Genomic DNA, 26,122 nt, shown 5'->3' with positions numbered 1-26,122 from the left:
TCCTCAGGCGAGCCAGCGCTCGGCCAGGCGTAGTGCGAGTTCGGCCGGCTGGCCGGATTCACCGCCCCGCGCCACCAGTTGGTCGGAGGCCGATGCGTCGTAACAGCCTTCGGCGGATTGACCCGCCACCAGCGCCCCGCCGGCCCGGTGCTTGAGCGCCTGGTCGACGTCGGCCGGATCGCTGCCGCTGAGCAGGACCACCGCACTGTCGGCGGCCGGCAGGGCGGCGAGGATCTCGCCCTCGGCCACGAAGCCCATGCCCTCGGCGCCCGACTGGATGCCCAGTCCCGCCGGCAGCATGTAGACCACGCCGGGCCGCGCGGACTGGCCCGGCTCGGCCAGTTCGACGGGCAGCGTCGTCGCGCGCTGCATCTGCGCCACCAGGCGGTCGTAGCGCCCGCCATCGAGGCGCTGCTGGACGAGTACCGGCCGCGGGAAGTCGTTGGGGAGCGCGCCCAGGAGCTGGCGGACGGCATCGGGACCGCCGATGCCGGCCATCACGAGCACGGCGCCGGGTACGCCGCCGCCGCGCTCGGCGTTGTCGTCGACCAGTTCGAGCGAGGCGATGCGTTGATCGAGATCGGCCAGGTCACGGCCGAAGCGGTCGTCGGCCGCCCGCGTCTGCGGCGCCGCGTACGTGCCATCGCCATCGTCCAGGCTCAGTTCGCCGAAGCTCGAGCCCTTGGGCGGGAGCGGCGGCGGCTGCGGCGCCGGGTCGCCCGGTGCGGTCGCCGCTGCGTCCTGCGCGGCCGGAGCGGGCGCATCTTCCGAAGACGCCCGGATCAGGCTCTCCAGGTGCGCTTCCAGTCCGCCGTCGCCGTCGCGCGCAGACGTCGAGGGACCCTCTTCGTCGAGCGTGAAGGTGATCTCGAAACCCGAGCTGTCGCCATTGCCGGCGGCTTCCTCGGCTTCGGCGAGTGCCGGGTCGAAACTGCTGGCCGAGAACTGGAAGTCGGCGACGTCGAGCTCGATGGTCTCGCCCGTGTCGCCCGGCCCGGCCGCTTCCACGACACGCGCGTCGTCGATCGCCGGTCCGGCGGTCTCGAACGACGCCGCCTGTCCGTCCGCGTCGTCCAGGGTGATCTCGAAACCGGAGACATCGCCTTCCAGCGTCAGGGGGGCGCCATCGTCGTTCCCGGGGGCCTCCGTCTCGAAGGCCAGTTCGCCGCCTGCATCGGCGTCGACCTGGGTCGTCCCGTCGTCCACGGTGTCTTCGTCGAGCGACAGCGCATCGCCAGGCATCGTCGACGGCTCGGGATCGCCGGGCATCTCCGGCGCCGTGTCGGCAGACGCCAGTTCGGGATCGAAGTCCTGCAGGTCCTGGTCGCTGACATCGCGCACGCTGTGCAGTTGCAGCGCCACCGGGTCGGCATCCGCGCTGCCATCGGGGCGCGGCGGCAGGACGCGGTCATGGCCCTGCAGCTTCGCCAGCAGGTGCCGCTTCCAGCGCGCCTGCTCCCAGCCTTCGCGTACCGCGGCCAGCTCGGCTTCCTCGTAGATCACGTCGACGTCGGGGTTGCCGAGCACGGAATCGAACCGCTCCAGCGCGTCCTCGGTCTCCGGATCGAGCGCGACCAGCACCACCTGTGGTCCGGACTCGGCGAGCGCCTCGGCCGCCAGTTCGGTCGGATCGCCCTGCAGGACGCTTTCGATGCCGGCCTCGGCCAGCAGTTCGCGCAGGCGGTCACCGGCAACGCCGGGACGGACCAGCAGGGCTACGCGACGGGCGGTTTCAGTCATTCTCTTGTTCGATCCCGAGCAGTTCATACACGTTGCGCATCAGTTCCGGCTCCTGGTACGGCTTGCCCAGGTAGCGGTTGACGCCGATTTCAAGCGCACGCTGGCGATGCTTGTCGCCGGTACGCGAGGTGATCATCACAATCGGCACGTCGCGCAGACGTGAATCGGCCTTCATTTCCGTGGCCAGTTCGTAGCCGTCCATTCGCGGCATCTCGATGTCGAGCAGCATCAGGTCGGGCACCACTTCGGCCATGCGCTCGAGCGCATCGATGCCGTCCTTCGCGGTGGCGACCTCGAACCCATGGCGCTCAAGGACGCGACCGCTGACCTTGCGCATGGTGACCGAATCGTCGACCACCATGACCAGGGGCACGCGACGCGGCTCGTGGCTCTGCATCGGCTCGACCGCGGCATCGTCCGGCATGGCCGCGCGGCGGCGCACCAGCGGAGCGACGTCGAGGATGACGACCACGCGACCGTCACCCATGATCGTCGCGCCGAAGATGCCCGGCACCGAGGCGACCTGCGGACCGACCGACTTCACCACGATCTCGCGGTTGCCGACCACCTGGTCGACGCAGACCGCCGCGCGCAGGTCGCCGGAGCGGATCAGCAGGACCGGCATCTGCAGCTGGCCCTCGGCCTTGGCCGGGGCATGGCCGATCAGCTGGCCAAGATCGTGCACGACGTAGTCTTCGCCGCCGTACTCGTAGCTCGGGGACGGGCCTTCCAGCGCTTCGCGGCTGATGCGACCGACGCCGCGGACGGAGGCGATCGGCACCGCGAAGCTGGTTTCGCCGATCTTGACGAACACCGCCTGGGTCACCGCGAGCGTCTGCGGCAAGCGCAGGGTGAAGGTCACGCCCTTGCCCGGCTTGGACCGGATGTCGAGCGTGCCGCCGAGCTGGTGGACCTCGCTGGCCACGACGTCCATGCCCACGCCACGACCGGCCAGGCGACTGACTTCGCTGGCGGTAGAGAAACCGGGCTCCAGGATCAGCATGTCGAGGTCGGAGTCGCCCAGCACCGCGCCTTCGCGGATGAGGCCGCGCTCGAGGCCGCGCTTGCGGATGGCCTCGCGGTTCAGGCCGCTGCCGTCGTCGGAAACGACCAGCACGACTTCCGAGCCCTCGCGGCGCACCGCGATGCGGATGCTGCCTTCCTCGGGCTTGCCGGCCTTGCGACGCGCTTCGGGCGTCTCCAGGCCGTGCGCCACCGCATTGCGGAGCATGTGCTCCAGCGGTGCGGTCATGCGCTCGAGCACGTTGCGGTCCAGTTCGCCCTGCGAGCCGTCGAGCTTGAGCTGGACGTGCTTGCCCAGTTCGCCGGAAGCCTGGCGCACCACGCGGCGCAGGCGCGGCAGCAGGCCGTCGATGGGCACCATGCGGGTGCGCATCAGGCCTTCCTGCAGCTCCGAGCTGACGCGGGACTGCTGCAGCAGCAGCGTCTCGTACTGGCGGGTCAGGTCGTCGAGGGTCTGTTGCAGGCTGCCATGGTCGGCCGCGGACTCCGAGAGCGCGCGCGACAGCTGTTGCAGCGTCGAGAAGCGGTCCAGCTCCAGCGGATCGAACGCGGGTTCGCCACTGTCGGCCTCGCGCTGGTAGCGCGCGACGATCTGCGCTTCGGTCTCGATCTCGAGGCGGCGCAGCTGGTCGCGCATACGCGTGTTGGTCTGCGCCATTTCCGCGATCGCGCCGCGGAACGCACCCAGCTGCTGCTCCAGTCGCGCGCGGTAGATCGCGACTTCGCCGGCGTAGTTGACCAGGCGGTCCAGCAGGTCGGCGCGGATACGCACCTGTTCCTGCGGGGCGCGGACCATGATCTCGTCGTCGTCGTCGACCCGCGTGTCGCTGCCGACAGGCGCCGACAGGCCCGGGCGCGCGACGGGCGCCTCGACGCGGGCGGGCTCGCTCGCCCCCGCGGACGGGGTGGCCTCGGGCGCAGCGGCGACCGGGGAAGCAGCGTCGGCCTCGACCAGGGTCGTGGTGCCGCGTGCGCGGGCCTCGAACTCGGCGATCATCGCCTCGGGCATCGCAAGCGCCCTGCGCTCACCGACGCGGGTGACCATCGCATGCAGGCGATCGAAGCCCTGCTCGAGCAACGGCACGCTGTCGCGGCCCAGCTCGACGCGGCGTTCGACGACGGCCTCGAGCAGCGACTCCATGACGTGGCCGAGTTCGCCGACCGCCATGATGCCCGCCATGCGCGCACCGCCCTTCAGCGTATGCAGGTCGCGCTGCATGCCGACGAGGATGTCGCGATCCTCGGGGGACTGGCGCAGCTGCGCCAGCAGGCCGTCGGAATGGTCGAGCAGGTCGCCGCCTTCCTCGACGAAGATATCGACGAGCTCGGGATCGAGGTCGGTCAGGTCGAGGTCGGCATCCGGATCGGCCTCGACCGTGATCGCGGCGAGGATGGCATGGCCGAGCGCTGGCTCGGACGCCTGTTCGACATCGGCCGGCGCAGCGTCGGCGACATCCTCGATTTCAGGCCCGTCCGTGTCCTCCGCGCCTTCCGCGGCACGCTCGCTGGCTGCGTATTCGGCTTCCAGCCGCGCGTACTCGGCCTCTTCTTCGGCCTGGACCCGCTCGGCTTCCAGACGTTCAGCTTCGGCACGCTCCGCGGCGAGGCGTTCGGCCTCCACGCGCTCGGCTTCCGCATGCTCCGTGGCAAGGCGTTCGGCTTCCACGCGCTCGGCTTCGGCGCGCTCCGTGGCAAGGCGTTCGGCTTCGGCGCGTTCGGCCTCCGCACGCTCGGCGGCCAGGCGTTCGGCTTCGGCGCGTTCGGCCTCCGCACGCTCGGCGGCCAGGCGTTCGGCTTCGGCGCGTTCGGCCTCCGCACGCTCGGCGGCCAGGCGTTCGGCTTCGGCGCGCTCGGCCTCCGCACGCTCGGCGGCCAGGCGCTCGGCCTCGGCGCGTTCGGCCTCCGCACGCTCGGCGGCCAGGCGTTCGGCTTCGGCGCGCTCGGCCTCCGCACGCTCGGCGGCCAGGCGTTCGGCTTCGGCGCGCTCGGCTTCGGCGCGCTCGGCGGCCAGGCGTTCGGCTTCGGCGCGCTCGGCTTCGGCACGCTCGGCGGCCAGGCGTTCGGCCTCGGCGCGTTCGGCTTCGATGCGCTCCGCCGCAAGGCGTTCGGCCTCGGCGCGTTCGGCCTCGATGCGCTCGGCTTCAAGCAATGCGGCTTCGCGGTTGATCGCATCCTCGGACGCCGCATCCCGCGGCGGCGCCATGCGACCCGACTGCAGCCGCTCTTCGCGTTCGCGCTCGATGCGCGCGACTTCGTCGAGTTCGGCAGCGATCGCTTCGGGACTGCGGCCAAGATGCGAGGGCACCGCGTCCACGTGACCGACGAAGCTGCTGAGGTCGATGGACAACAGGTGGCCGGTCCGCTCGCGCTCCGCCGCTGGCGGCAGCGCCGGGGTCGCCGGTTCCTCGATGGTCTCGATGCCCACGGGCGCCTGCACGGCCGGCAATGCGTCGCGCAACTCCACCACGCGATCGGCCAGACCCTCGAACGCCGGGATGCGCGGCGCAGGCGTCTTGAGTGCCTCGAGCGTGCTGCGGATGGCATGCGCCACCGCCGCGAGTGTCGCGACGCCCTCGGCATTCACCGGCGCACCGCTCACCAGCAGGCGCTTGACGTAACCTTCCGCCGGCGCCGTGATCTCCGTGATCACCGGCACCTCGGTCATGGCGAACGCGCCATTCAAGGTATGGATGGCGCGCTGCAGGCCGTCGTTGACGTGTTGCGGCACGACCTGGGCGCTGGCGATCCAGTCCTCGATGGTTGCCAGGTGACCGGTGACCTCGGCGTCCAGGATCTCGAGCAGGACCGGGTCGACCGAAGCCGGGATTCCAGCAGGTTCCGGCTCTTTCGCGGGCTCGTGTTCCGGCTCCGTCCCGGCGACCTCGTCGATGACGGTCGTTTCGGGTTCGCCGGCCTCGACCTCGACGTCTTCGACCGGGGACACGGCGTCGGGTTGCGTTTCGATCTCCGGCGGCGGCTCCGGCACGCTTGCCGGCGCTTCGGCGGCGGCGGCCTGGGTCGGCACCTCCGGCGCGGTGTAGAACACTTCCTCGCCCGCTGCGACGCGATCGGCGATGGCTTCGAGCCCGGGCAGGTCGGCGGTGACGACCGCGCCACCCTGCAGCGCGTCGCGCAGCTGCGGCAGTACGGCAAAGGCATGCTCGACCACGGAGACGACCGCGGGACTGGCCTCACGGCCATTGTCGGTGTCGAGCACGCGATTGAGCATGCTCTCGATCTTCCAGCTGAACTCGCCGAGGGTGCGCGCGCCGACCAGGCGACCGCTGCCCTTCAGGGTGTGGAAGACGCGACGGATCGGGCGCAGCTTTTCCTTGTCGCCCGGCTGTTCGTACCAGGTCGGCAGCAGGTTGCCGAGGTTGGCGATCTCCTCCTCGACCTCTTCGAGGAAGACCTCGCGGATATCGTCGTCGATGTCGTCGCTGTGCTCGAAGCCCGCGGAGGCGACGCCGGCGTCGGCGACGGGGCTGTGGGCGGCCACGTGCTCGGCGGGCGCGGCCGTGTCAGCCGGCGCAGGCGCCATCGCCGGCGTGTCGGGGCTACCGGATGCAGCCGCCGGGGCGCCGGGCGTGCCGGCGGTGTGCGCGGGTGCGCGCTCGAGCTCGCCCAGCGCACGCGACACCGCTTCGCGGGTGTCGTCGTCGATGCGCATGGCACCCGGCAGGTCGCCGGCCACCACATGGTCGGCGGTGCTCGGCACCGGCCAGTAGCCCAGCGATTCCAGGCTCTGGCGGGCAATGTCGAGGATCCGCTCGCGGTTGGGGCGCTGTTCGCGCACCGCCTCGAGGTAGTACTCCAGGCTTGCCAGGCTGTCGGCCAGGGTGTCGAGCTGGCTGCCCGTGGGCACCTTGCGACGGCCGATCAGCTCGACCTCGGTGTAGCGCTTGATGCCGCGCAGGTACTCGCCCGGCAGTTCCAGTTCGAGGATGCGCATGGCGCCCCCGACCTCGTCCAGCAGGCGCGGGACCTCGGCCAGTTCGTCGTGGTCCCAGTTGGTCTCCACGAACGCGACGAAGGACTGGCGGGCATCGCCGAAGTTGGCGATCGCCTCGCGCACGACCACGTCGAGCACCTTGCGCGACTCGCTCGCCAGCAGGCTGCCTTCCTGTTCGGTGCTCTGGTGGCCCAGGCGCGACACCTGGTCGTCCAGGCTGGCGTCGACGTACAGCAGGGCGCCGGCGACATCGAGCAGGGCGCCCTCGTCGGCCGGCTTCAGGCCGTTGACGATGTCGCGCAGGATGTCGCGGTGCTGCACGACCACGTTGCGGGCCATGCCCAGGCCGAGCATGCCGAGGGTGTCGCTGACGCGGGTCAGCACGTCCACCTGCTGCGCCAGGCCGCCGACGTCGTCCTGCTGCGTGCGCAGGTGCAGGTCGAGCGCGTCCTTGACGCGCAGCAGGTCTTCCTTGATCGCCGCCGACACGGTGTCGAGCAGCTCGCGGTTGCGGCCGCTCAGGCTGCCGCGCGCGTGCTCGACTTCCGACTCGCTCGGCATCTGCGCGTCGAGGTTGAAGGTCTCCCGCAGCGTATCGAGCGCGGGATGTCCACCCGCGCTGTGCGCGACGTGGTAAAGCAGCTGGCGGGTGGGTTCCGCGGCGGGACCGCTGCGCGGACCGCTGAAGTCGTCGCCTTCCAGCATCTGGCGCGCTTCGCGCTCGACGCCACCGAAGGCGTGGCGCAGGGCGCGGGTCGCCGGCATGGCGTTGTCGCGAAGAGCCTCGGCAACGCACTGGGCCACCCACAACATGCGCCGCAGCGGCTCGACGGCAACGTCGGAAAGCAGCCCGTCGATGGCACTCACCAGCGCGGCAGGATCGGCCGGGCCCGCGTGCTCGGGCCAGTCATTGAGGGCCTTGCGCAGCGCGGCCAGGTGCGCGCTCGCGGTGCTGCCGGCCTTGGCGTTCGCCGGCAGCGAGGCCGGCAGGTCGGAAGGCAGCGGACGGTCGAGGTTGGGCGCGAACAGGACGCTTTCGTTCAGCCCGACTTCGCCGCGCATGGCGCGCAGTTCGTTGAGCAGCGGCAAAAGCACGATCGGGATGTCGCGGTGGCCGCCCTGCAGGCGCTCCAGGTAGTCCGGGAGCTGGACGGCGCCGCGCATCAGCACCGCGCAGGCTTCGTCGCGATTCTCGATCTCGCCGTGGAGCAGCGCCAGCGACAGGCGCTCCATTTCCTCGGCGACCATCGCCGGCGCGTACAGCTCCACCATGCGCAGCGTGCCGTGCACCTGGTGCAGGTGGGCCGCGCAGGCGCGCATGCGGGCGGTATCGCCCTTGTTCTCCGCAAAGGCCTCGATCTCGTCGCGGGCCTGTTGCAGGGTCTGGTCCAGCTCCGGCTTGATCCAGCCCAGCGTGGTGGTGTCGATCGCGTCGCTCATCACGGTCATGGTCGGACCTGCCCGTCAGCGTGGCTGCGCCCCATGCGCATCCCTGGATCGAACATGCCCGGCGTGTTCATGCTCGGTTCTCTCATCGTGCTGCCAGCCCAGCGTCAAGCCGGCAGCTTGAAGTCGGCGACCGAACGGCGCAGGTCGGCGGCGAGCTGCGCGAGGTTTCCAATCGACTCCGCCGTCTGGCTCGCACCCTGCGAGGTCTGCGCGGTGATCGACTGGATCGTGTTCATGGTCTCGGTGATGTTCGACGCCGCGCTGGTCTGCTGCTGCGCCGCGCTCGAGATGCCCTGGATGAGGCCCGACAGGTCGGACGACACCTTTTCGATCTCGCCCAGCGCGGTACCCGCGTCCTCGGCCAGTCGCGCACCGGCGACCACTTCCGAGGTCGTCTGCTCCATCGAGCTGACCGCCTCGTTGGTATCGGACTGAATGGTCTGGACCAGGGTCTCGATTCGCTTGGTCGCGTTCGAGGCGCGTTCCGCGAGTCGCTGCACTTCGTCGGCCACGACCGCGAATCCGCGGCCCGCCTCGCCGGCCGAGGCCGCCTGGATGGCCGCGTTCAGCGCCAGGATGTTCGTCTGCTCCGAGATGTCGTTGATCAGTTCAACGATCGAGCCGATCTCCTGCGAGCTCTCGCCCAGTCGCTTGATTCGCTTCGAGGTTTCCTGGATCTGGTCGCGGATGTTGTCCATGCCCGCGATCGTCTGGCGCACGACGCCGGCGCCCTTGGTCGCGATCTGCACCGAGCGCTGCGCCACGTCCGCCGATTCGGCCGAGTTGCGCGAGACCTGGTTGATGCTGTCCGCGATTTCGCTGATGCGGCTCGAGGCGGAGTTGATTTCCTGCGCCTGGTGCTCGGCGGCCTCGGCCAGATGCATGGCGGTGGCCTGGGTTTCCTGCGCGCTGGAGGCGACCTGCACCGAGGTATCGGTAATGGTCTGCACCAGGCTGCGCAGCTGCTCGACGGCGAAGTTGATCGAGTCCGCGATCGCGCCGGTCATGTCCTCGGTCACGGTCGCCTTCACGGTCAGGTCGCCTTCCGCGAGCGAACCCATTTCGTCCAGCAGGCGCATGATGGCCTCCTGGTTGCGGTCGTTGAGTTCCTTCGTGGTCTGGTAGCGGACCTGCTGCGCGCGGTTGAGCGAGTACAGCAAGCCGACGATGGCGAGCAGGGCGATCGCACCGGAGACGATACTGATCCAGATGTTGCCCAGCAGGTTCTTGTCCTTCATCGAACCGGTCGAGGTGAAGGCATTGAACAGGGTCTTGCTGTCCGACTCCAGCGCGTCCGAACCCTCGGTCAGGGTGTTGGCCGCGGCCTGCGCCTGGAACAGGTTGGGCGTGCTGCCCAGGATCGCGTCGACGTCCTTGCGCATGTCCGCCCAGAGGGTCTCGACCTGGCCGAGGGCGCTGACCGCGCCCTGGTTGCTGAGCGCGGTGATCGAGGGATTCTCGCCGCCTTCGCGCAGGCCGGTCAGGACGTTGTCGAAGACCAGCACGTCGCGCGCGAGCGCGTCGCCGGCCGCGGTGGCGCCGCTGCCGCCGGCCTGGATCTCGGTGATGCGGCGGGCGATCGTACCCGACAGCACGACCTGGCGCAGCGCATAGTAGACCTGCGAGGACGGCGAACCGCTGGAGGACATGGCGCGGACGAGCTCGTCCAGGTTCGCCTGCAGCTGCGGCACCTTGGCGTTGAAGCTGTCGATGTTTCCGGCCAGGCCGAGCACGGCCTCCTCGCTCTGGATCAGCTTGTCGGCGCTCTCGCCCAGTGGCTGCCAGGTCTGGGTGACCTCGCGGATCGGCCCGGCGACGCCGGTGGTGTCGCCGAAGTTGTTGTTGAGGCTGCTGATGTGGCCGTCGATCTGCGCCTTGGTGGCCTTGAACGCGGTGAACGCGTCCTGCTGGCCGCCGACCGCTTCGCGGCCCTGCACCGCCATCTTCTGCGAGAGCACCTGCAGGTCCGAGGCCGCGGAGCTCGCGCCGCCGAGGCGGGATGCCTTCCAGACCGAGTAGCCCGTATTGAGGCCGAACACCACCAGGGCGATGCCGAGCACCGTCAACCAGGTGTTGACGCCGTACTGGCGGACCTTGCCAACAGCGTTATTCATGTCAGTGCTCATGATTCAACCTCAAGTGTGTTGCGATTGCCCAGTTCAGGCCGTGCGAAGTCGGCGGCGGCCTGCCTGAATTCCGGAGTGCGGGTAAGGCGATCCAGGCTGAAGACGCCCCATTCGGTGTCGTCCAGCCGATAGCTGTGATCGATGAAATGCCGGTAACGGCCTTCCGCCCAGGTGCCGGCGTCATCCTGGGACGCGTCCATGCCCGCGGCGGCGTCGTGCCGCTGCTCCTCGTTGAAACTGCGCTGCCCGTACAGCTCGTCGATCAGCACGGCGAGGTTGCCGCCCGACTGGCGCACCAGCAGGATGCGCTGCCCTTCGTGGAGGACCGTGCGTTCGGCCTGCAGGAACTGCTTGAGGTCGACCACCGGCAGCAAGTTGCCGCGCACGTTGGCCAGCCCGAGCAGCCATGGCTGGGCACCGGGCACCGGCGTCACCTGAGGCAGGGTCAGGATTTCCACGACCTCGTCGAAGCCCGAGGCCAGCCGGCGGCTGCCGATGCGGTAGCCGACGCCGCGCCACAGGCCCGGGGCGTCGATCTGCTCGGGCAGGCCGACGACGTGCGCGAGGCTGCGACGCTCGTAGTCGACCAGGACCTCGAAGGGCGTCATGTTCGTGTCCACGGCCGCGCTCAGTCCCCGAGCAGGTCGTTGATGCGCGCGACCAGCTCGTCCTCGCGCGGCGGCTTGACGATGTAGTCCTTGGCGCCCTGTCGCAGGCCCCAGGCCTTGTCGGTGTCCATGCTCTTGGTGCTGACGATCAGTACCGGGATGGCCTTGGTGTCGGCGTCGCGCGACAGCGCGCGGGTCGCCTGGAAGCCGTTCATGCCGGGCAGGACGACGTCCATCAGCACCAGGTCGGGCTGTTCGCGGCGACACACCTCGATCCCGTCCTCGGCGCTGCCGGATGAAAGCACCTGGTGGCCGTTGCGTTCCAGCAACTGGGTGAGGACCGCCGTGTCGGTCGGCGAGTCTTCGATCAAGAGAATGCGTGCCATGGATGCCCTACCCCCCGGTCAGGCGTTGCTTGGTTCGTTGGTTACGTGCGTGCGGATGGCGCCGAGGAGTTCCTCGCGCGTGAAAGGCTTGGTGAGGTACTGCTCGGAGCCGACGATGCGCCCGCGGGCCTTGTCGAACAGGCCGTCCTTGGAGGACAGCATGACCACCGGCGTCCCCTTGAACAGCTGGTTGCTCTTGATGAGCGCGCAGGTCTGGTAGCCGTCCAGGCGCGGCATCATGATGTCCACGAAGATGATCTGTGGCTGCTGGTCGGCGATCTTCGCCAGCGCCTCAAAGCCATCGACGGCCGTGACGACGTCACAGCCTTCGCGTTTCAACAACGTCTCTGCAGTGCGCCGGATGGTCTTGGAGTCATCGATCACCATGACCCGCAGTCCATCGAGGCTGCCCTTGCGGCCCTCGTCAAGCATTCCGTATTCCCCAAGTGCGGGCGCCATTTTATTTGTGGAGCATGGCGGCGCCTCGCTTGCCTGCCTTTATTCCAAGCCTGACCGCAACTGTCAAGCACGAATTGCATCCGGGCCCTGAAAAAAAGGGCCATTCAGCCGTGCCGGTCGCGGTTTTGGAGCCCGGATCGACGCCCCGGCACACCGGCCTGCTACCATCGCCCGACCCGTCGCCTGCCCATTGCCATGACGCTCGACATCGTCGTCCTGATGGACCCCATCGAATCCATCAAGACCGCCAAGGACTCGACCTTCGCCATGCTGCTGGAGGCCCAGCGCCGTGGCCATCGCCTCCACTACGTCCGCCCGGGAGGCCTGTTCCTGCGCGACGGCCGGGCCTTCGCGCTGGCGGCCCCGCTGGCCGTGGAGGACGATCCAGGGCAATGGTTCAAACTGGGACACACATCACAATTTGAATTCAGCCCTGGCCAGGCGGTCCTGATGCGCAAGGATCCGCCCGTCGACGCCGAGTACATCCACGACACCCAGGTGCTGGGCATCGCCCAGCAGGCCGGGGCGCTCATCGTGAACGACCCCCAGGGCCTGCGCGACTACAACGAGAAGCTGGCCGCCCTGCTGTTCCCGCAGTGCTGCCCGCCCACGGTGGTCACCCGCGACAACGCGACCCTCAAGGCCTTCGTCGCCGAGCACGGCGAGGCGGTGCTCAAGCCCCTGGATGGCATGGGCGGGCGCTCGATCTTCCGGGCCCGGGCGGGCGAGCCCAACCTCAACGTGATCCTGGAAACCCTCACCGACGGCGGGCGCCAGCTGGCCATGGCCCAGCGCTACCTGCCGGAGATCAGCGACGGCGACAAACGCATCCTGCTGGTCGATGGCGAGCCGGTCGACTACTGCCTGGCGCGAATCCCGCAGGGCGACGAATTCCGCGGCAACCTCGCCGCCGGCGGGCGCGGCGAAGCGCGGCCGCTGAGCGAGCGCGACCGCTGGATCGCCGCCCAGGTCGGGCCGGAGATGAAGCGTCGCGGCATGCTCTTCGTCGGCCTGGACGTGATCGGCGACTACCTGACCGAGGTCAACGTGACCAGCCCGACCTGCATCCGCGAGATCGATGCGGCCTACGGCACGCGCATCGCCGGCGACCTGTTCGACGTGATCGAGCGCCGGATGGCGTCCGCGGCGGCATGACCCGGCCGGTGGCGGCGATCGCGGCCCGGACCGCGCGCGGGGCCCCATGAGCGGCGCGGCTCCCGCGATGGCGGGCCCTCGCGTACCGGTCCGGCAGGTGCCCGACGAGAACCAGCGCCTGACCGCCACCCTGGTACTGTCGCTGCTGTTCCACGGCGTGCTGCTGCTCGGCGTGGGCTTCGCGCTGGAGAGCGCGGCGCCGGTGGTGCCGACCCTCGACGTCATCCTGACCCAGACCCAGAGCCCGTTGACGCAGGCCCAGGCGGACTTCCTCGCCCAGGCCAGCAACCAGGGCGGCGGCGAGCACGAGAAGACCACCCGCCCGCGCGACAACCAGACCGGGCAGGCGCCCCAGGCCGAGGCCGGGGTGGCACCGGTGCCGCTGCGCGCGCAATCGCCCGCCGCGCAACCCCCGCCGGAAGCGCGGGTGGTCGCCAGCACCCGCGGCGAGGACCGCGCACCGCCTGCCCGCGACACGCCCGATCCCGACGAGTTGCCTTTGCCGCGCGGCGACCGCAAGGTCGAGCGCGACATGGCGATGGCGCGCCTGGCGGCGGAGATCCACCTGCGCTCGGAACGCTACGCGAAACGTCCCAAGCGCAAGTTCGTCTCCGCCAGCACGCAGGAATACGCCTGGGCCGCCTACCTGCGCGAGTGGGTGGACCGCGTCGAGCGCGTGGGCAACCTCAACTACCCCGACGAAGCGCGGCGACGCCGGCTGGCCGGCCAGGTGGTGATCAGCGTGGCGATCCGCCGCAACGGCTCCGTCGAGCGGGCCGAGATCATCAAGAGCAGCGGCACGCCCCTGCTCGACGCCTCGGCGCTGCGCATCGCGCGCCTGGCCGAGCCCTACCCGCCGCTGCCGCGGACCGAGGAAGACCCGGACATCCTGCACGTGACCCGGACCTGGAACTTCCTCCCCGGCGGCACGCTCGTGGACGACTGAGGCCTCGCCTCAACGGCCCTTGAGCGCCTGTTGCTGGGCCAGCGTGAGCGCGACGTTGTTGCGCAGGTAGGCCGGCTCGACCCGTTCGGGCGCCACCGCCCCGCCCTTCGCGAAGGCCGCCGCACCCAGGCGGGCGACGTCCGCCGCATGCGGGAGCGCGTCGTCGGCGACCGTCGCCAGCCGCGCGCCGAGCCGCTGGCGCAAGGCGCCATCGAGCGCGGCGAACCCGGTGCCGACGCCGTGCCAGCCGCTCGCCGTGGACCCGTCCGGCAGTTCGACGTCGCCGGGCGGCGACACGCGTTCGTGGTCGAGCGCCCGCCAGGCACCGTCACGATGCTCGAAGGCCGCGGCATAGACCTCGCCCATGCGGGCGTCGATCGCGGCCAGCACCGGGCCGTCCCCGCCGCCGCCCGGCGCGCGCATCGCGAGCGCGAGCAGGGTCGAGACCGGCACCACCGGCCGGTCGAGCGCCAGGGCCATGCCCTGCGCCAGCGCGATGGCCAGGCGTACGCCGGTGAAGGCCCCGGGGCCGCGCCCGACCGCGATCGCATCGAGCTGCGAGCGGGCGATGCCGGCTTCGGCCAGCAGTTCGCCGGCCCAGGGCAGGGTCAGTTCGGCATGCCGGCGCGGGGCGATCGCGAAGCGCTCGACGACCTCACCGTCCAGCCACAACGCGACCGAACAGGCCTCGGTGGCGGTTTCCAGTGCCAGCAGCTTCACGCGCCCGACTCGGACGAAGCGGCGTCCGGCGCCGGCTCCCAGAGTTCGACCAGGTGGCCTTCCGGGTCCATGACATAGCCGAAGCGGCCCTGTTCGCCGTCCTCGCGCCGATCCAGGACGTTGCAGCCCTCCTCGCGCAGGGCCGCGAGCGTGGCCTCGAGGTCGTCGACGCGGAAATTGAGCATGAAGGGCTTGTCGCTGGGCTTGAAGTACTCGGTGGTCGCCTTGAAAGGCGACCACACGGTGAAGGCGTCCTGCCCGGTGTCGGCGCGACGCCAGGGAAACACCGCGCCGCCCCACTCCTGCACGCCGACACCCAGGTGCTCGGCATACCAGGCGCCCAGCGCCTCGGGATCATCGGCCTTGAAGAAAACGCCACCCAGTCCGTGGACGCGGGGGGGATCGCTGCGCATGCCTGGCCTCCTTCAGAACAGGTCCTCGCCCGTGGGCGTCGGGACCGGGGGCTTGCATTCTCCCCCAAAGAACGCCTGCACGTCGTCGATGTCGCGGCTTTGCGGCAAGGGCGGCAGCGAATCGAGGAAGACGCGCCCGTAGCTCTTGCCGAGCAGGCGCGGATCGCACAGGACCAGCACCCCGCGGTCGCCCTCGCTCCGGATCAGGCGACCGGCGCCCTGCTTGAGCGCGATGACCGCCTGCGGCAACTGCTCGTCGCGGAACGGATTGCCGCCGGCGCGGCGGATGGCCTCCAGGCGCGCCTCGAACACCGGATCGTCGGGTGCACCGAAGGGCAGTTTGTCGATGACCACCACGCTCAGCGCTTCGCCGGCGACGTCGACGCCCTCGCGGAAGCTCGCCGCGCCCAGCAGGACGCCATTGCCCGAGGCGCGGAAGCGCTCCAGCAGCAGTCCGCGGGGCGCCTCGCCCTGCACGAAAAGCGGCCACGGGGCCTCGGCCGCCCGCAGCAGCGCGGCGACCTCGCGCAGCGCGCGGTGCGAGGCGAACAACAGGAACGCCCGGCCGCCCGAGGCCTCGAGCACGGGCCGCACCGCATCGAGCAGGGCCGCGCCGTAGTCGCGCGACGCCGGCTCGGGCAGCCCACGGGGTAAATAGCACAGTGCCTGCCGCGGCCAGTCGAACGGGCTGGGCGCGAGCAGGGTCCGCGGCGCCTCCAGGCCGAGCTTGCGCGCGTAGTGCTCGAAACGCCCACCGATCGCCAGCGTGGCCGACGTGAAGACCCAGGCCGCTCGCGAACGCTCGCGATGCTCGGCCAGCGGTGCGGACACGTCCAGCGGCGTGCGGCTGAGGCGGAAGCCGCGTGCGCTCAGCTCATACCAGCGCACGCTGTCGACGTCGCCGGGCAGGGTCGGCGGTGCCCGGTCGTCCGGATCGGCAGGCGGCGGCGACGGGTCCTCGGCCTCCGCGGTAGGCGCCGGGTCGCGCCAGCGACGCAGGCGCGCGGAATAGTCGCGGGCGCGGAACAGGCAGGCCTCGAAGCCAGGCGCGGCGCTCTCCAGTGGCTCGAGCGCCGCCTGCATCGTCGCCAGGGCGTGCGCCAGGGCATCCTGCGCCGCCTCGGCGGCCTCCAGCTCGGCGGCGCGCTGGCGGGTGCCACGCACCGGCAGGTCGTCCATCGCGCTGCGCAGGGCGCGGGTGGCCTGCTCGAGCTCGCGCGCCGGCTCCTGCAGGGTGGCCAGGGCCGAGGGCACCTCCTTGCACTCGGCGATCGCATCGCGCGCCAGTTCGACCAGCGGTCGTGCGCTCAAGGCCTCGCCGAAGAACTGCGAGGCGAGATCGGGCAACTGGTGGGCCTCGTCGACGACGAAGGCCTGGGCGCCCGGCAGGATCTCGCCGAAGCCTTCCTGCTTCAGCGCCAGGTCGGCGAGCAGCAGGTGGTGGTTGACCACCACCAGGTCGGCCGATTGCGCGCGTTGGCGCGCCTGGACGACGAAGCATTCCGAGAAGAAGGGACAGTCGCTGCCCAGGCAGTTGTCGGTGGTGGAAGTCACCATCGGCACCAGCGGCGACTCCTCGCCCAGGCCCTCGACCTCGGCCAGGTCGCCCATGCGGGTGCGCCCGGCCCACGCCACGATGCGCTGGAACTGGGCCGCCATCTCGCGGCTGTGGAAGCGCGGCTCGCCCTTGGCCAGCTGCATGCGGTGATGGCACAGGTAGTTCGCGCGCCCCTTCAGCAGCGCGGTCTTGAGCCCCACGCCGAGTGCGTCGCGCACGCGCGGCAGGTCGCGGTGGTACAGCTGGTCCTGCAGTGCGCGCGTGCCGGTCGACACGATCGTCTTCATGCCCGACAGCAACGCCGGGACCAGGTAGGCGAAGGTCTTGCCGGTACCGGTACCGGCCTCGGCGATCAGGGTGCCGCGGGACTGGAACGCCTCGGCGACCGCGGCCGCCAGGTCCTGCTGGGCCTTGCGCGGGGCGAAGGCCTCGATGTTCGCGGCCAGCAGCCCCCCGTCCTCCAGCGCTTCGCGCGCGGCCAGGGCCAGCCGTGAGGCGGCCGGGGGAGCGGTGTCGTCCATCGAAGGCTCAGTAACGCGGCGGGGGCGCCACGGTACAGGCTTCGCGGCGACGGGTCATTTCCTCCTCGGAGACACGCGGCAGGCCGGCGTCTTCCGGCGGTCGCGAGCCGGCCCGGCGGGCCTGCAGCGCCGTCTCCCAATGGCGGCGGCACAAGGGCCCGACCTCGGTCCCGGCCGCCTGCGCGAGCAGGGCGAAACGCTCGGCCCGATCGGGCTCGTCGAGCAGCAGGGCCAGCTCGGCGCGTCGCTGGAGCACGTTCGGGTCGTCGGCGGCGACCTCGAGCGCCATGTCCAGTCGCTCGGCCGCGGCCCGGTAGAGGCGCTGCGCCTCCAGGGCATCGGCCTCGGCCATCAGGTCGGTGACCTGGGGATCGCGCAGCGGTTGCACGTCCAGTTCGCCGCCGCTGGCCTTGCCGGTCGCCCGGATCGCGGCCACCGCGGCTTCGGCGTCGAAAGCGGGCACGTCGGCGTCCGGGGCGGGTGCGGGCGTGGCGCAGCCGGCCAGGAAGGCCAGCGTGGCCAGCAGGCACGAGGCCGGCAGGGACCGAGCGCGTCGGTTCATGGCGTCGGCGCCTCCTCGCGCGCGGATTCGGCTTCGTCGTCGCGGTCGCGGCCGAAACCGAACCACTCGCGCCAGCCGCCACGCCCGCTCTCCTCGACCGGCGGGGGTTCCGGCAGCGGGCAGGGCGCGTAGGCCGGCGCCTGGCCGGCGACGAATGCGAACCGTCGCGCACCCTCGCAGCTGGCATCGGTGCTGGCCGAATCGACCACCCAGGCCCAGTCCAGCCCCTTGTCGCTGACCTTCAACGTGGCGCTGGGCAGCTTGCGGAAGATGTTCGACCAGACCCGCATCGCGCCGGTGGCGCCGTACAGGCCCGTGGCCTCGTTCTGGTCGTTGCCCATCCAGATGACGGCCAGGTGGTCGCCGGTCCAGCCGGCGAACCAGCTGTCGCGTCCATCGTTGCTGGTGCCGGTCTTGCCGGCGGGGGCCAGGTGGCCCAGTCCATCGGCGACCAGGCGTCGGCCGGTGCCGCCGGACACCGCCTGCTGCAGCGCGATGGTGATCAGCCGGGCGGCGACCGCGTCGCCCTCCTGCGCCGGCGCCGGGGCCTTGTCGTAGCGGTTGAGCGCGCGACCTTCGGCGTCGAGGACGCCGCGGACCGCGTGCAGCGGCTGGATTTCGCCGTCCGAGGCGAGGAACTGGTACAGCTGCGCCATCGCGTAGGGGCTCTGGTCCAGCGAGCCCAGGATCAACGCGGGGTTGGGCTGGGCCTCGATGCCGGCGAGCGTCTTGAGCAGCGCGGCGATGCGTTCCGGGGCGACGGCCATGCCAATCCGCACCGTGGCCTGGTTGTAGGAATGGGCCAGGGCGTCGACCAGGCGCACCGTGCCGTGGCTGCGGCCGTCGGAATTGCCCGGCTCCCAGGTCCGTCCACGCCCCAGTGCGACCTTGACCGGCGAATCGTCGACCCAGCTCGCCAGCGACCAGCGCCCCGGCTGGGCCAGGGCCAGCAGGTTGACGAAGGGCTTGATCAGCGAGCCGACCGGGCGCCTGGCCTCGATCGCGCGGTTGAAGCCCGGCGTCGCGAAGTCGCGGCTGCCGACCAGGGCCACGACGTCGCCATTGTGGACGTCGGTCACCACCAGCCCCGACTCCAGCGGCGGGCGCTTGTCGTTGTCCAGGTCCTTCAGGGCGCGGATGACGGCCGCCTCGGCGTAGGCCTGGGCGGAAGGCGACATGCCGCTCATCACCGTCAGGCCGGCGCCGGCCAGGGCGTCGGCCGGATAGTCGTGCGCGAGCTGGCGCCGGACCAGGTCGATATACGCCGGGAAGCGGTTCGCCGACAGGCTGCCCGGGGTCTGGCTGATGCCCAGCGGGGCCTCCAGCGCGCGCTTGTACTCGGCATCGTCGATCAGGCCCGTCTCGTGCATCTCCCCCAGCGCGAAGTTCCGGCGCTCCAGCGCGCGCGCCGGATGCCGGCGCGGGTCGTAATAGGACGGGCCGCGGACGATGCCCACCAGCAGCGCGATCTGCTCGGTGCTGAGGTTTTTCAGGTCGCGCCCGAACCAGAACTCGGCGCCGGCGGCGACGCCATGCACGGCCTGTGCGCCGCGCTGGCCCAGGTACACCTGGTTGAGGTAGGCCTCCAGGATGGTGCCCTTGTCGTAGCGCGACTCGATCAGGATCGCATAGAGGATCTCCTTGCCCTTGCGGGTGAAGGTCTGCTCGCGACCGATGCCGAGCAACCCGCTGCGCGCGAGCTGCTGGGTCAGGGTGCTGGCGCCCTGCCGGGCCGCGCCCGAGCGCAGGTTGACCCAGGCTGCGCGCATCATCCCACCGACGTCGATGCCGTGGTGGTGGGCGAAATCGCGGTCCTCCACCGCCTGCAGGCCGGTGACCAGGAGGTCCGGCACGTCCTGGATCCGGACCAGGCGCCGCTCCTCCTGCTTCTGTCCGTACAGCGTGGCGATGCGGGCGGGGTCGAGGCGGGCCTGCTCCGGTCCCTTCTCCCCCTCGACGCCCCCGAGGCGGGTGACGCGGCCCGAGGCGAGCCGCAGCTCGACCCGGCGCGCGGCCACTGGACCGTCGACGTCGTTGAAGCCGCGGCTGGCGATGACCCAGCGACTGCCATCGTGCAGATAGGTACCCGGCGCCTTGCCGTCGCCTTCGCGATAGGCCGCGGCCGCCAGCTCGGTGCGCAGGGTGTCGGCGTCCATGCGCAGGCCCGGCTCCAGGCGCAGCGGGCGGGCGTAGACCCGGGTGGGGATCTGCCACTGCAGTTGCCCGAAGCGCTCGCCGACCTCGTGGTTCAGGTAGATCATGTACGGGACCAGGAAGCCCAGGCCCAGCGCCACCAGGGCCAGGACCAGGGTCACCAGCCGGCCACGCCAGCGCGGACTGTTGTCGTCGTCGATCTCGTCTTCCTCGTACGGAACGTGCTTGTGCGGGTTTCGGGCCACGGCGTGGGACAATGGCGGGGCGGCGCCCTCGTTCCGGCGAGTCTAGCGCAGCGCGACCCCGCATCCGCGGCGGCCGCGGACCCGCGATGGGAGTTCCTTCAGCAATGCCAGTGCACGGATACGCATGAGCGCCGCCGATATCCGTTTCCAGATCGACCGCATCACCGGACTGTGCCGTCGCGGCCTCGCGAGCCTGCGTACCCGCGGCTGGCGGGCCTCCTGGGAGCGCGTGCTCAAGCAGTTCCAGCGGGTCCCGCGGCAGCAGCGCCCCGACCTCTACCTGCCCGACACCGGCCCGTTCGCGCCCTTCACCCTGCCCTGCAGCAACCCGCCTCGGGCGAGCATCGTGATCCCGGTCTACGACCAGTTCGCGCATACCCTGGCCTGCCTGCGGGCGGTCGCCGCGCACCCACCGGCCACCACCTTCGAGGTGATCGTGGTCGACGACGGCTCGACCGACGACACCGAGGCCGCGCTGCGGCAGGTGGCGGGCCTGCGCTACCACCGGCGCGCGGAGAATGGCGGTTTCATCGCGGCCTGCAACGACGGTGCCGCGATCGCGAAGGGCGACTACCTGGTCTTTCTCAACAACGACACCGTGCCCCAGCCGGGCTGGCTGGATGCCTTGATCGACACCTTCGACGCGCACCCCGGCACCGGCGTCGCCGGCGGCCAGTTGCTTTACCCGGACGGGCGCCTGCAGGAGGCGGGGGGCATCGTCCGGCGCGACGGTTCGGCGGAGAAACTGGGGCGCCACCAGGCCGCCGATGCCCCGGCCGTGGCCTTCGTGCGCCGCGTCGACTACTGCTCCGGCGCCGCGCTGGCCATCGCCCGCGACCTGTTCCTCGAACTGGGCGGCTTCGATCCGCTCTACGCCCCGGCCTTCTACGAAGACACCGACCTGTGCATGAAGGTCCGCGAGCGCGGCCTGCAGGTGCTGGTGCAGCCCCGGAGCCGGATCGTCCACGTGGAAGGCGCCACCGCCGGCACGGACACGCGCAAGGGCGTGAAAGCCTACCAGTTGCGCAACCAGGCCAAATTCGCGTCGCGCTGGGAAAGGCGGCTCGCCGGACACCCCGGGCACGAGGTCCCGCTCAGCCGGGTCACCGACCGTCATCATGCGCGCTGCGTGCTCGTGGTCGACGCGCTCACGCCGCGCCCCAACCACGACTCCGGCTCGCTGCGCCTGGTCAACCTGATGCGCCTGCTGGGCGAAGAAGGTGCCCATGTCGTCTTCCTGCCCGCGAACCTCAGGGAGGACGGCGAGCACACGCGGCACCTGCAGTCGCTGGGCATCGAGGCCTGGTTCGCCCCCTTTGCCCGGCGGTTCCCCGCCTGGTTGCGTGAACACGGGGCGCGATTCGACACGGTCGTGGTCTGCCGGCATTACGTGATGCGGGAAATGCTGCCCCTGCTGCGCGAGCACGCGCCCCGGGCGCGCCTGGTGTTCGACACGGTCGACCTGCACTACCTGCGCGAGCGCCGGGGCGCCGAACTGGCCGGTGATCCGGCGCTGGCGCGCGCCGCCGAACGCACCCGCGAGCTGGAACTCGACCTGGTCCACCGCAGCGATGCCACCCTGGTGGTCAGCGCGGTCGAGCGCGAGTTGCTGGCAAGCGACGCCCCGGGGACGCGGGTGGAGGTCCTGTCCAACCTGCACCACCTGCCCGCGCACGGCCCGGATTTCCGCCAGCGCAGCGACGTGATGTTCGTGGGCGGCTTCAGGCATCCGCCCAACGTCGACGCCGTGCTGTGGTTCACCGCGGAGGTCTGGCCGCTGCTGCGGGCGCGGGCGCCGGCACTGCGCTTCCACTGCATCGGGGGCGACGTACCCGACGCCATCCGGCGCCTGCACGGCCACGATGGCATCGAGGTCCATGGCCACGTGCCCGACCTCGCGCCCTGGCTGGAGGGCGCGCGCGTCGCCGTGGCCCCCCTCCGCTATGGCGCCGGGGTCAAGGGAAAGGTCAACCAGAGCATGGCGCACGGACAACCGGTCGTCGCCACGCGCTGCGCGGTCGAGGGCATGCACCTGGTCGACGGGCACGATGTCCTGGTCGCCGACACCCCGCCGGCGTTCGCCGACGCCGTGCTGCGTGCGCACGGCGACGAGGTCCTGTGGCAGCAACTGGCGGCGAACGCACGCCGCAACGTCGAACAGCACTTCTCGCTGGACGCCGGGCGCGGGGTCGTCCGCCGCGTGCTGTTGCGCGGCGACGAGCCGTCGGAACGCGCCTAGGGTTCGATCGAAGCGGCCCTGAAGCGGCGGACCAGGTCGTCCAGCCCGGGGGCCTGTGGATCGAGTGCCCGGGCCGCCGCGATCGCCGCGTCCGCGCGCGCCAGCTCGCCCGCGCCCAGGCGCTCGTCGCCCACCGCCACCCAGCGCTGGGCCAGTCGCTCTCGCGCCGCCGCCTGCGCCGCGCCGTCCATCCCAAGCACGGCACTGGCCTCCAGGCAGCGCCCGGCCCCGACCAACTGGTTGCCGCGAAGGGCGTCGTCGAAGCAGGCCACCGCCGTGGGCAGCATGCGCGCGGTGGCCTCGCGCACGCGGGGATCGTCGGGCGCCAGCGCGCGGGCGGCGGCCAACCGGTCGTAGGCGCTGTCGCCGGGAGGCGTCAGCAGGTCGCCGCGGGCCCGGGCGGCCTCGGCCCGCTCCAGCCAGTCGACCAGCCGTCGCTCCCGCTGCGCCGGCGAAAGCCGGTCGCCGCCGGGTGCCTGCACCCGCTGGCTGACCCGGCGGGCGGCGGCGACGTCGCGTTCGACCTCGTCCAGGTCGACGCTCGACGTGCCGAGTACGCCCGCGGCCGCGCGGGCCTCGCGCAGGGCCGCATCGGCCCCCTCGAAATTGAAGTCGGCGGCCTCCCGGCGCGCGCGCGCGGCCCATGCGCCGGCGACCTCGTCCAGGCCGCGGCGGGCGGCGGTGTTGGCCGGGTCCGCGGCCAGCAGCTCGCTCCAGAGTGCCTGCGCCTGGGGCAGGCGGCGCTGGGCAAGGGCGCGCGCGGCATCCTGCTGCAACTGCTCGCCCCTGCGCGCCAGTTCGGCCAGCGCATCGGGCAACTCGACGTGACCCGCATCGTAGCCGCGCGCCAGTCGCAGGAGCCGGCCGGCGCGTGCCAGTGCGCCCTCGTCCATCGCCGTCCACGCCTGGCGGACCAGGGCCGACAACGCGTCCTCGCGGCCTTCCAGCGCTTCCACCCGGTCCGGCTGCACCGCCAGCACGCGTTCGTACAACGGAAGGGCGGCATCCGCGGTGCCGACGAGTTGCCCCGCCACCCGCGCCGAGTCCGCGCCGACCAGCCACTGGTCGACATCCGCGGCATCCATCTCGAGCAGGCGCAGCCGCGCCTCGACCTGGTCCAGGCGCGCGCGCGGCACGTGCATCTGCCGGGCCAGTTCGAGCGCGCGCCAGGCCTCGGCCGGGCGTCCGCCATCGACCGCGGCCTCGGCCTGGCGCAATGCCGCCTCGCCGACCTGGGCCAGGCCCTCGCGTGCTTCCAGGCGATCGGGCTCCAGCGCCCTGGCGGCCTCATAGAGTTCGCGAGCGCCGCTGCCATCGGGCGCGGTCAGGCGGCCTTCGACCAGGGCCTGGGCCGCATCCAGCCGCAACTGCTGCGCGCGCGTTTCCGGCCACAGCCGATCGGCCAGTGGCTTGCGCACGACGAGGAGCACCAGCATGGCCACGCCCAGGGCGGCGACGGCCCACCACCACCAGGCCGGGCGTGCGTGACCTGCATCCGCCGGCGCGGGTCGCGACAGGCGCATCGACGCCAGGCGACCGCCATCGATGCGCGGCTCGACACGACGGGGCCCGCCCCCGCGGGCGGCAGTTGGAGGGTCACGATCCATTGGGCGTCCAGCATAGTCGCTGCGCCCGCGCCATGCCTGAGCGGCGCTTCAGCGAAGGCGGGCGGTCACGCCCGCCGCGCGTGCTCCACGCCCGGCAGGGCCGCGAGTTTCCCCAGCACCGTGGACAGCTGGCCGAAATCGACGACCTTGAGACGCAGGTGCAGGCGCACGTGCGCGCCGTCGCGCTCGTGCTCGCTGCGCATGCTGGAGACGTTCACGTTGTCCTGCGCGACCAGGTTGGTGACGTCCTTGAGCAGCCATTTGCGGTCGATCGCGCGCATCTCCACGTCGATCTCGTGCATGCTCCCCGCACGCCCCCACTCCACCGGCAGGACGCGCTGTGGATGCGAGGCCGCCAGGCGGGCGAAGGTCGCGCAGCCGGGCCGGTGCACGCTGACGCCGCGCCCGCGGGTGAGGTAGCCCACGATCGGTTCGCCGGGCAGGGGCTGGCAGCAACGCGCCATCTGGGTGAGGACGTTGCCGACGCCTTCGACCGTGAATTCGCTGCTGCGCTCGCGCGGGCGCCGCGGCGCGGCGGGAACGGGTGGCGGCGCCGGGCGCGGCGCCGCTTCGGCGCGCTCGTGCTCGAGCAGGACCCGACCGACCTGGTGCGGGCCCAGGTCGCCCAGTGCCACCTGGATGTGGAGGTCGCTGTCCTGGGCCACGCTGAACCGCTCGCGCGCCGGCGCCAGGTCCGCGCCCAGCAGGCCGAGCCGGCGCAACTCGCGGTCGAGCATGTCCTTGCCGGCCTGTTCGTTGCGGGCGCGGTCGAGCTTGTGGAACCAGGTGCGTACCTTCTGCCGCGAACGGCTGCTCGCGAGGAACCCGTTGGACTCGATCAGCCAGTCGCGCCGCGGTTCGCCGGTCCGCGCCGTCATGATTTCCACCCGGTCGCCGGTCGCGAGCGTGTGGTCGAGCGGCACGATGCGACCGTCCACCTTGGCGCCCCGGCAGCGATGGCCGATCTCGGTATGCACCTGGTAGGCGAAGTCCAGGGGCGTGGCGCCGACCGGCAGGTCGACCACCTCCCCCTTTGGCGTCAGCACGTAGACGCGGTCCTCGACCAGTTCGCTGTCGAGCGCGCCGGCCAGCAGCGACTCGTCGTCGCGTGCCTCCAGCAGCGTACGCATCCAGGCGATCTTGCGGTCGAAGGCGGCATCGGCGGCCTGGCTGCCGGATTCCTTGTACTTCCAGTGCGCGGCCACGCCGAGCTCCGCCGCCCGGTGCATTTCCTGGGTGCGGATCTGGACCTCAAGGGTCTTGCCCTCGGGGCCGATCACCGCGGTATGCAGGGACCGGTAGTCGTTGCGCTTGGGCCGGGCGATGTAGTCGTCGAATTCGCTGGGGACCGGCGCCCACTGGGCATGCACGATGCCCAGGGCGGCGTAGCAGGCGGCGACGTCCCCGACCAGGATGCGCACCGCGCGCAGGTCGTAGAGCTCGCTGATCGGGGCGTCCTTGCGCTGCATCTTCTTCCAGATGCTGAAGATGTGCTTGGGGCGTCCGGCGATGTCGGCCTCGATGCCCTGCGCCGCCATCGCCTCGCGCAGGATCTGCTTGACCGACTCGATGTAGCGCTCGCGGGCGCCGCGCTTCTCGTCCAGCAGGCGGGCGATCTGCTTGTAGGTGTCCGGCTCCAGGTAGCGGAAGGCCAGGTCCTCGAGTTCCCACTTCAGCTGCCAGATGCCGAGCCGGTTGGCGAGCGGCGCGTGGATGTCGCGCGTCAGCAGCGCCAGGGCGCGGCGCTCGGCCTCGGGCAGGGCCGCGGCATGGCGCATGCGCGCAAGCTGTCGGGCCAGCAGGATCGACACCACGCGCAGGTCGCGCACGATGGCCAGCAACAGGCGCCGGAGGCCCTCGCTGCCGGCGCGGTTGGCCTGTTGCGCGTGCAGTTCGCGCACCTGCGCCGCCGCCTGCTGGCCTTCGAGCAGGCCGAACACCGCCGGGTGCGCGTCCTGGAAATCCTTGCCCAGCTTCGCCGGGAGGGACGGATACTGCCGTAGCAAGGTCGCCAGCACGGTGTCGCCGTCGGCACCGAGCCGGGCCAGCGAGTCCAGCATGTCGGCCACCACCGGCGGTGCGTCGCGGGCCCCCTCCTCGACGCCCGGGGCGTCGAAGGCACGCGCGAGCGCGTCCCGCGCGTCGGCGGGCACGACGCCGAGGGCCGGCTCGGCAAGCAGGGCTTTGGCTTCGGTGGCGGTCATGCGGCTGCGGGGGAAAAACGGGAGAGGTGTCGTCCCGACCGGTGGCGTCTACACT

The 26,122-nt window shown here is 71.3% G+C and carries 16 protein-coding genes; 3 read left to right on the top strand and 13 right to left on the bottom strand.

The genetic code is table 11. The annotated features are described in order from the left end of the window. Positions 1 to 3: 3 nt before the first annotated feature. The 6 genes from H4F98_RS01325 to H4F98_RS01300 form a co-directional block, all read right to left on the bottom strand. Positions 4 to 1,740 carry a chemotaxis protein CheB gene (locus H4F98_RS01325; protein WP_246372726.1) on the bottom strand — a complete coding sequence of 579 codons (1,737 nt, stop codon included), beginning with the start codon at positions 1,738 to 1,740 and terminating at the stop codon, positions 4 to 6. Continuing rightward, positions 1,733 to 8,164, bottom strand: coding sequence for an Hpt domain-containing protein (locus H4F98_RS01320; RefSeq protein WP_182684849.1), 6,432 nt, complete (start codon positions 8,162 to 8,164; stop codon positions 1,733 to 1,735). The genes H4F98_RS01325 and H4F98_RS01320 overlap by 8 nt, the downstream gene beginning before the upstream one ends. A 104-nt stretch (positions 8,165 to 8,268) precedes the next feature. Further along, entirely contained in the window at positions 8,269 to 10,290 is a 2,022-nt protein-coding gene (locus tag H4F98_RS01315; protein ID WP_182684848.1) for a methyl-accepting chemotaxis protein, read from the bottom strand. After that, positions 10,287 to 10,898 (bottom strand): chemotaxis protein CheW, encoded by a 612-nt coding sequence (locus H4F98_RS01310; RefSeq protein ID WP_182684904.1) that lies wholly within the window; start codon positions 10,896 to 10,898, stop codon positions 10,287 to 10,289. The genes H4F98_RS01315 and H4F98_RS01310 overlap by 4 nt, the downstream gene beginning before the upstream one ends. Before the next feature lie 20 nt (positions 10,899 to 10,918). After that, positions 10,919 to 11,284 (bottom strand): response regulator, encoded by a 366-nt coding sequence (locus H4F98_RS01305; protein WP_141518093.1) that lies wholly within the window; start codon positions 11,282 to 11,284, stop codon positions 10,919 to 10,921. 18 nt (positions 11,285 to 11,302) lie between these two features. After that, positions 11,303 to 11,716, bottom strand: a complete 414-nt coding sequence (locus H4F98_RS01300) for a response regulator (RefSeq protein ID WP_141518092.1) — start codon at positions 11,714 to 11,716, stop codon at positions 11,303 to 11,305. Positions 11,717 to 11,938: 222 nt separating this feature from the next. On the opposite strand from H4F98_RS01300, the gene gshB reads away from it, so the two are divergent. Together gshB and H4F98_RS01290 are read left to right on the top strand one after the other, a co-directional pair. Beyond that, positions 11,939 to 12,898, top strand: coding sequence for a glutathione synthase (gene gshB / locus H4F98_RS01295; protein WP_182684847.1), 960 nt, complete (start codon positions 11,939 to 11,941; stop codon positions 12,896 to 12,898). 67 nt (positions 12,899 to 12,965) lie between these two features. After that, positions 12,966 to 13,844 carry an energy transducer TonB gene (locus H4F98_RS01290; protein ID WP_246372725.1) on the top strand — a complete coding sequence of 293 codons (879 nt, stop codon included), beginning with the start codon at positions 12,966 to 12,968 and terminating at the stop codon, positions 13,842 to 13,844. Between the two features lie 9 nt (positions 13,845 to 13,853). Here H4F98_RS01290 and tsaB read toward each other — a convergent pair whose 3' ends face one another. From tsaB to mrcB, 5 genes are read right to left on the bottom strand one after another with little or no spacing between them, the layout of a single operon-like run. Continuing rightward, positions 13,854 to 14,564 (bottom strand): tRNA (adenosine(37)-N6)-threonylcarbamoyltransferase complex dimerization subunit type 1 TsaB, encoded by a 711-nt coding sequence (gene tsaB, locus H4F98_RS01285; RefSeq protein ID WP_182684845.1) that lies wholly within the window; start codon positions 14,562 to 14,564, stop codon positions 13,854 to 13,856. Further along, entirely contained in the window at positions 14,561 to 14,977 is a 417-nt protein-coding gene (locus H4F98_RS01280) for a VOC family protein (RefSeq protein ID WP_182684844.1), read from the bottom strand. Before H4F98_RS01280 ends, tsaB begins: the two co-directional genes overlap by 4 nt. Positions 14,978 to 14,989: 12 nt before the next feature. Beyond that, positions 14,990 to 17,056, bottom strand: coding sequence for a DNA repair helicase YoaA (gene yoaA, locus H4F98_RS01275; RefSeq protein WP_182684843.1), 2,067 nt, complete (start codon positions 17,054 to 17,056; stop codon positions 14,990 to 14,992). A gap of 7 nt (positions 17,057 to 17,063) precedes the next feature. Next, positions 17,064 to 17,618 carry a hypothetical protein gene (locus H4F98_RS01270; RefSeq protein ID WP_182684842.1) on the bottom strand — a complete coding sequence of 185 codons (555 nt, stop codon included), beginning with the start codon at positions 17,616 to 17,618 and terminating at the stop codon, positions 17,064 to 17,066. Next, positions 17,615 to 20,017 carry a penicillin-binding protein 1B gene (mrcB, locus tag H4F98_RS01265; RefSeq protein ID WP_182684841.1) on the bottom strand — a complete coding sequence of 801 codons (2,403 nt, stop codon included), beginning with the start codon at positions 20,015 to 20,017 and terminating at the stop codon, positions 17,615 to 17,617. Before mrcB ends, H4F98_RS01270 begins: the two co-directional genes overlap by 4 nt. Positions 20,018 to 20,135: 118 nt before the next feature. Between mrcB and H4F98_RS01260 the strand changes: the two genes are divergently transcribed. Next, the gene (locus H4F98_RS01260; RefSeq protein WP_182684903.1) at positions 20,136 to 22,256 is read left to right on the top strand and encodes a glycosyltransferase; all 2,121 of its coding nucleotides are present in this window, start codon (positions 20,136 to 20,138) and stop codon (positions 22,254 to 22,256) included. Here the strand turns inward: H4F98_RS01260 and H4F98_RS01255 are convergent. Next, on the bottom strand, positions 22,253 to 23,863 hold the full coding sequence (locus H4F98_RS01255; RefSeq protein ID WP_182684840.1) for a hypothetical protein: 1,611 nt from the start codon (positions 23,861 to 23,863) through the stop codon (positions 22,253 to 22,255). The genes H4F98_RS01260 and H4F98_RS01255 overlap by 4 nt on opposite strands. Before the next feature lie 65 nt (positions 23,864 to 23,928). After that, positions 23,929 to 26,067, bottom strand: a complete 2,139-nt coding sequence (locus tag H4F98_RS01250; protein WP_182684839.1) for a RelA/SpoT family protein — start codon at positions 26,065 to 26,067, stop codon at positions 23,929 to 23,931. Positions 26,068 to 26,122 lie beyond the last annotated feature (55 nt).

Source organism: Marilutibacter spongiae, from assembly GCF_014145325.1.
Lineage (GTDB): Bacteria > Pseudomonadota > Gammaproteobacteria > Xanthomonadales > Xanthomonadaceae > Marilutibacter > Marilutibacter spongiae.
This window is presented reverse-complemented; position numbering and strand designations above follow the sequence as displayed.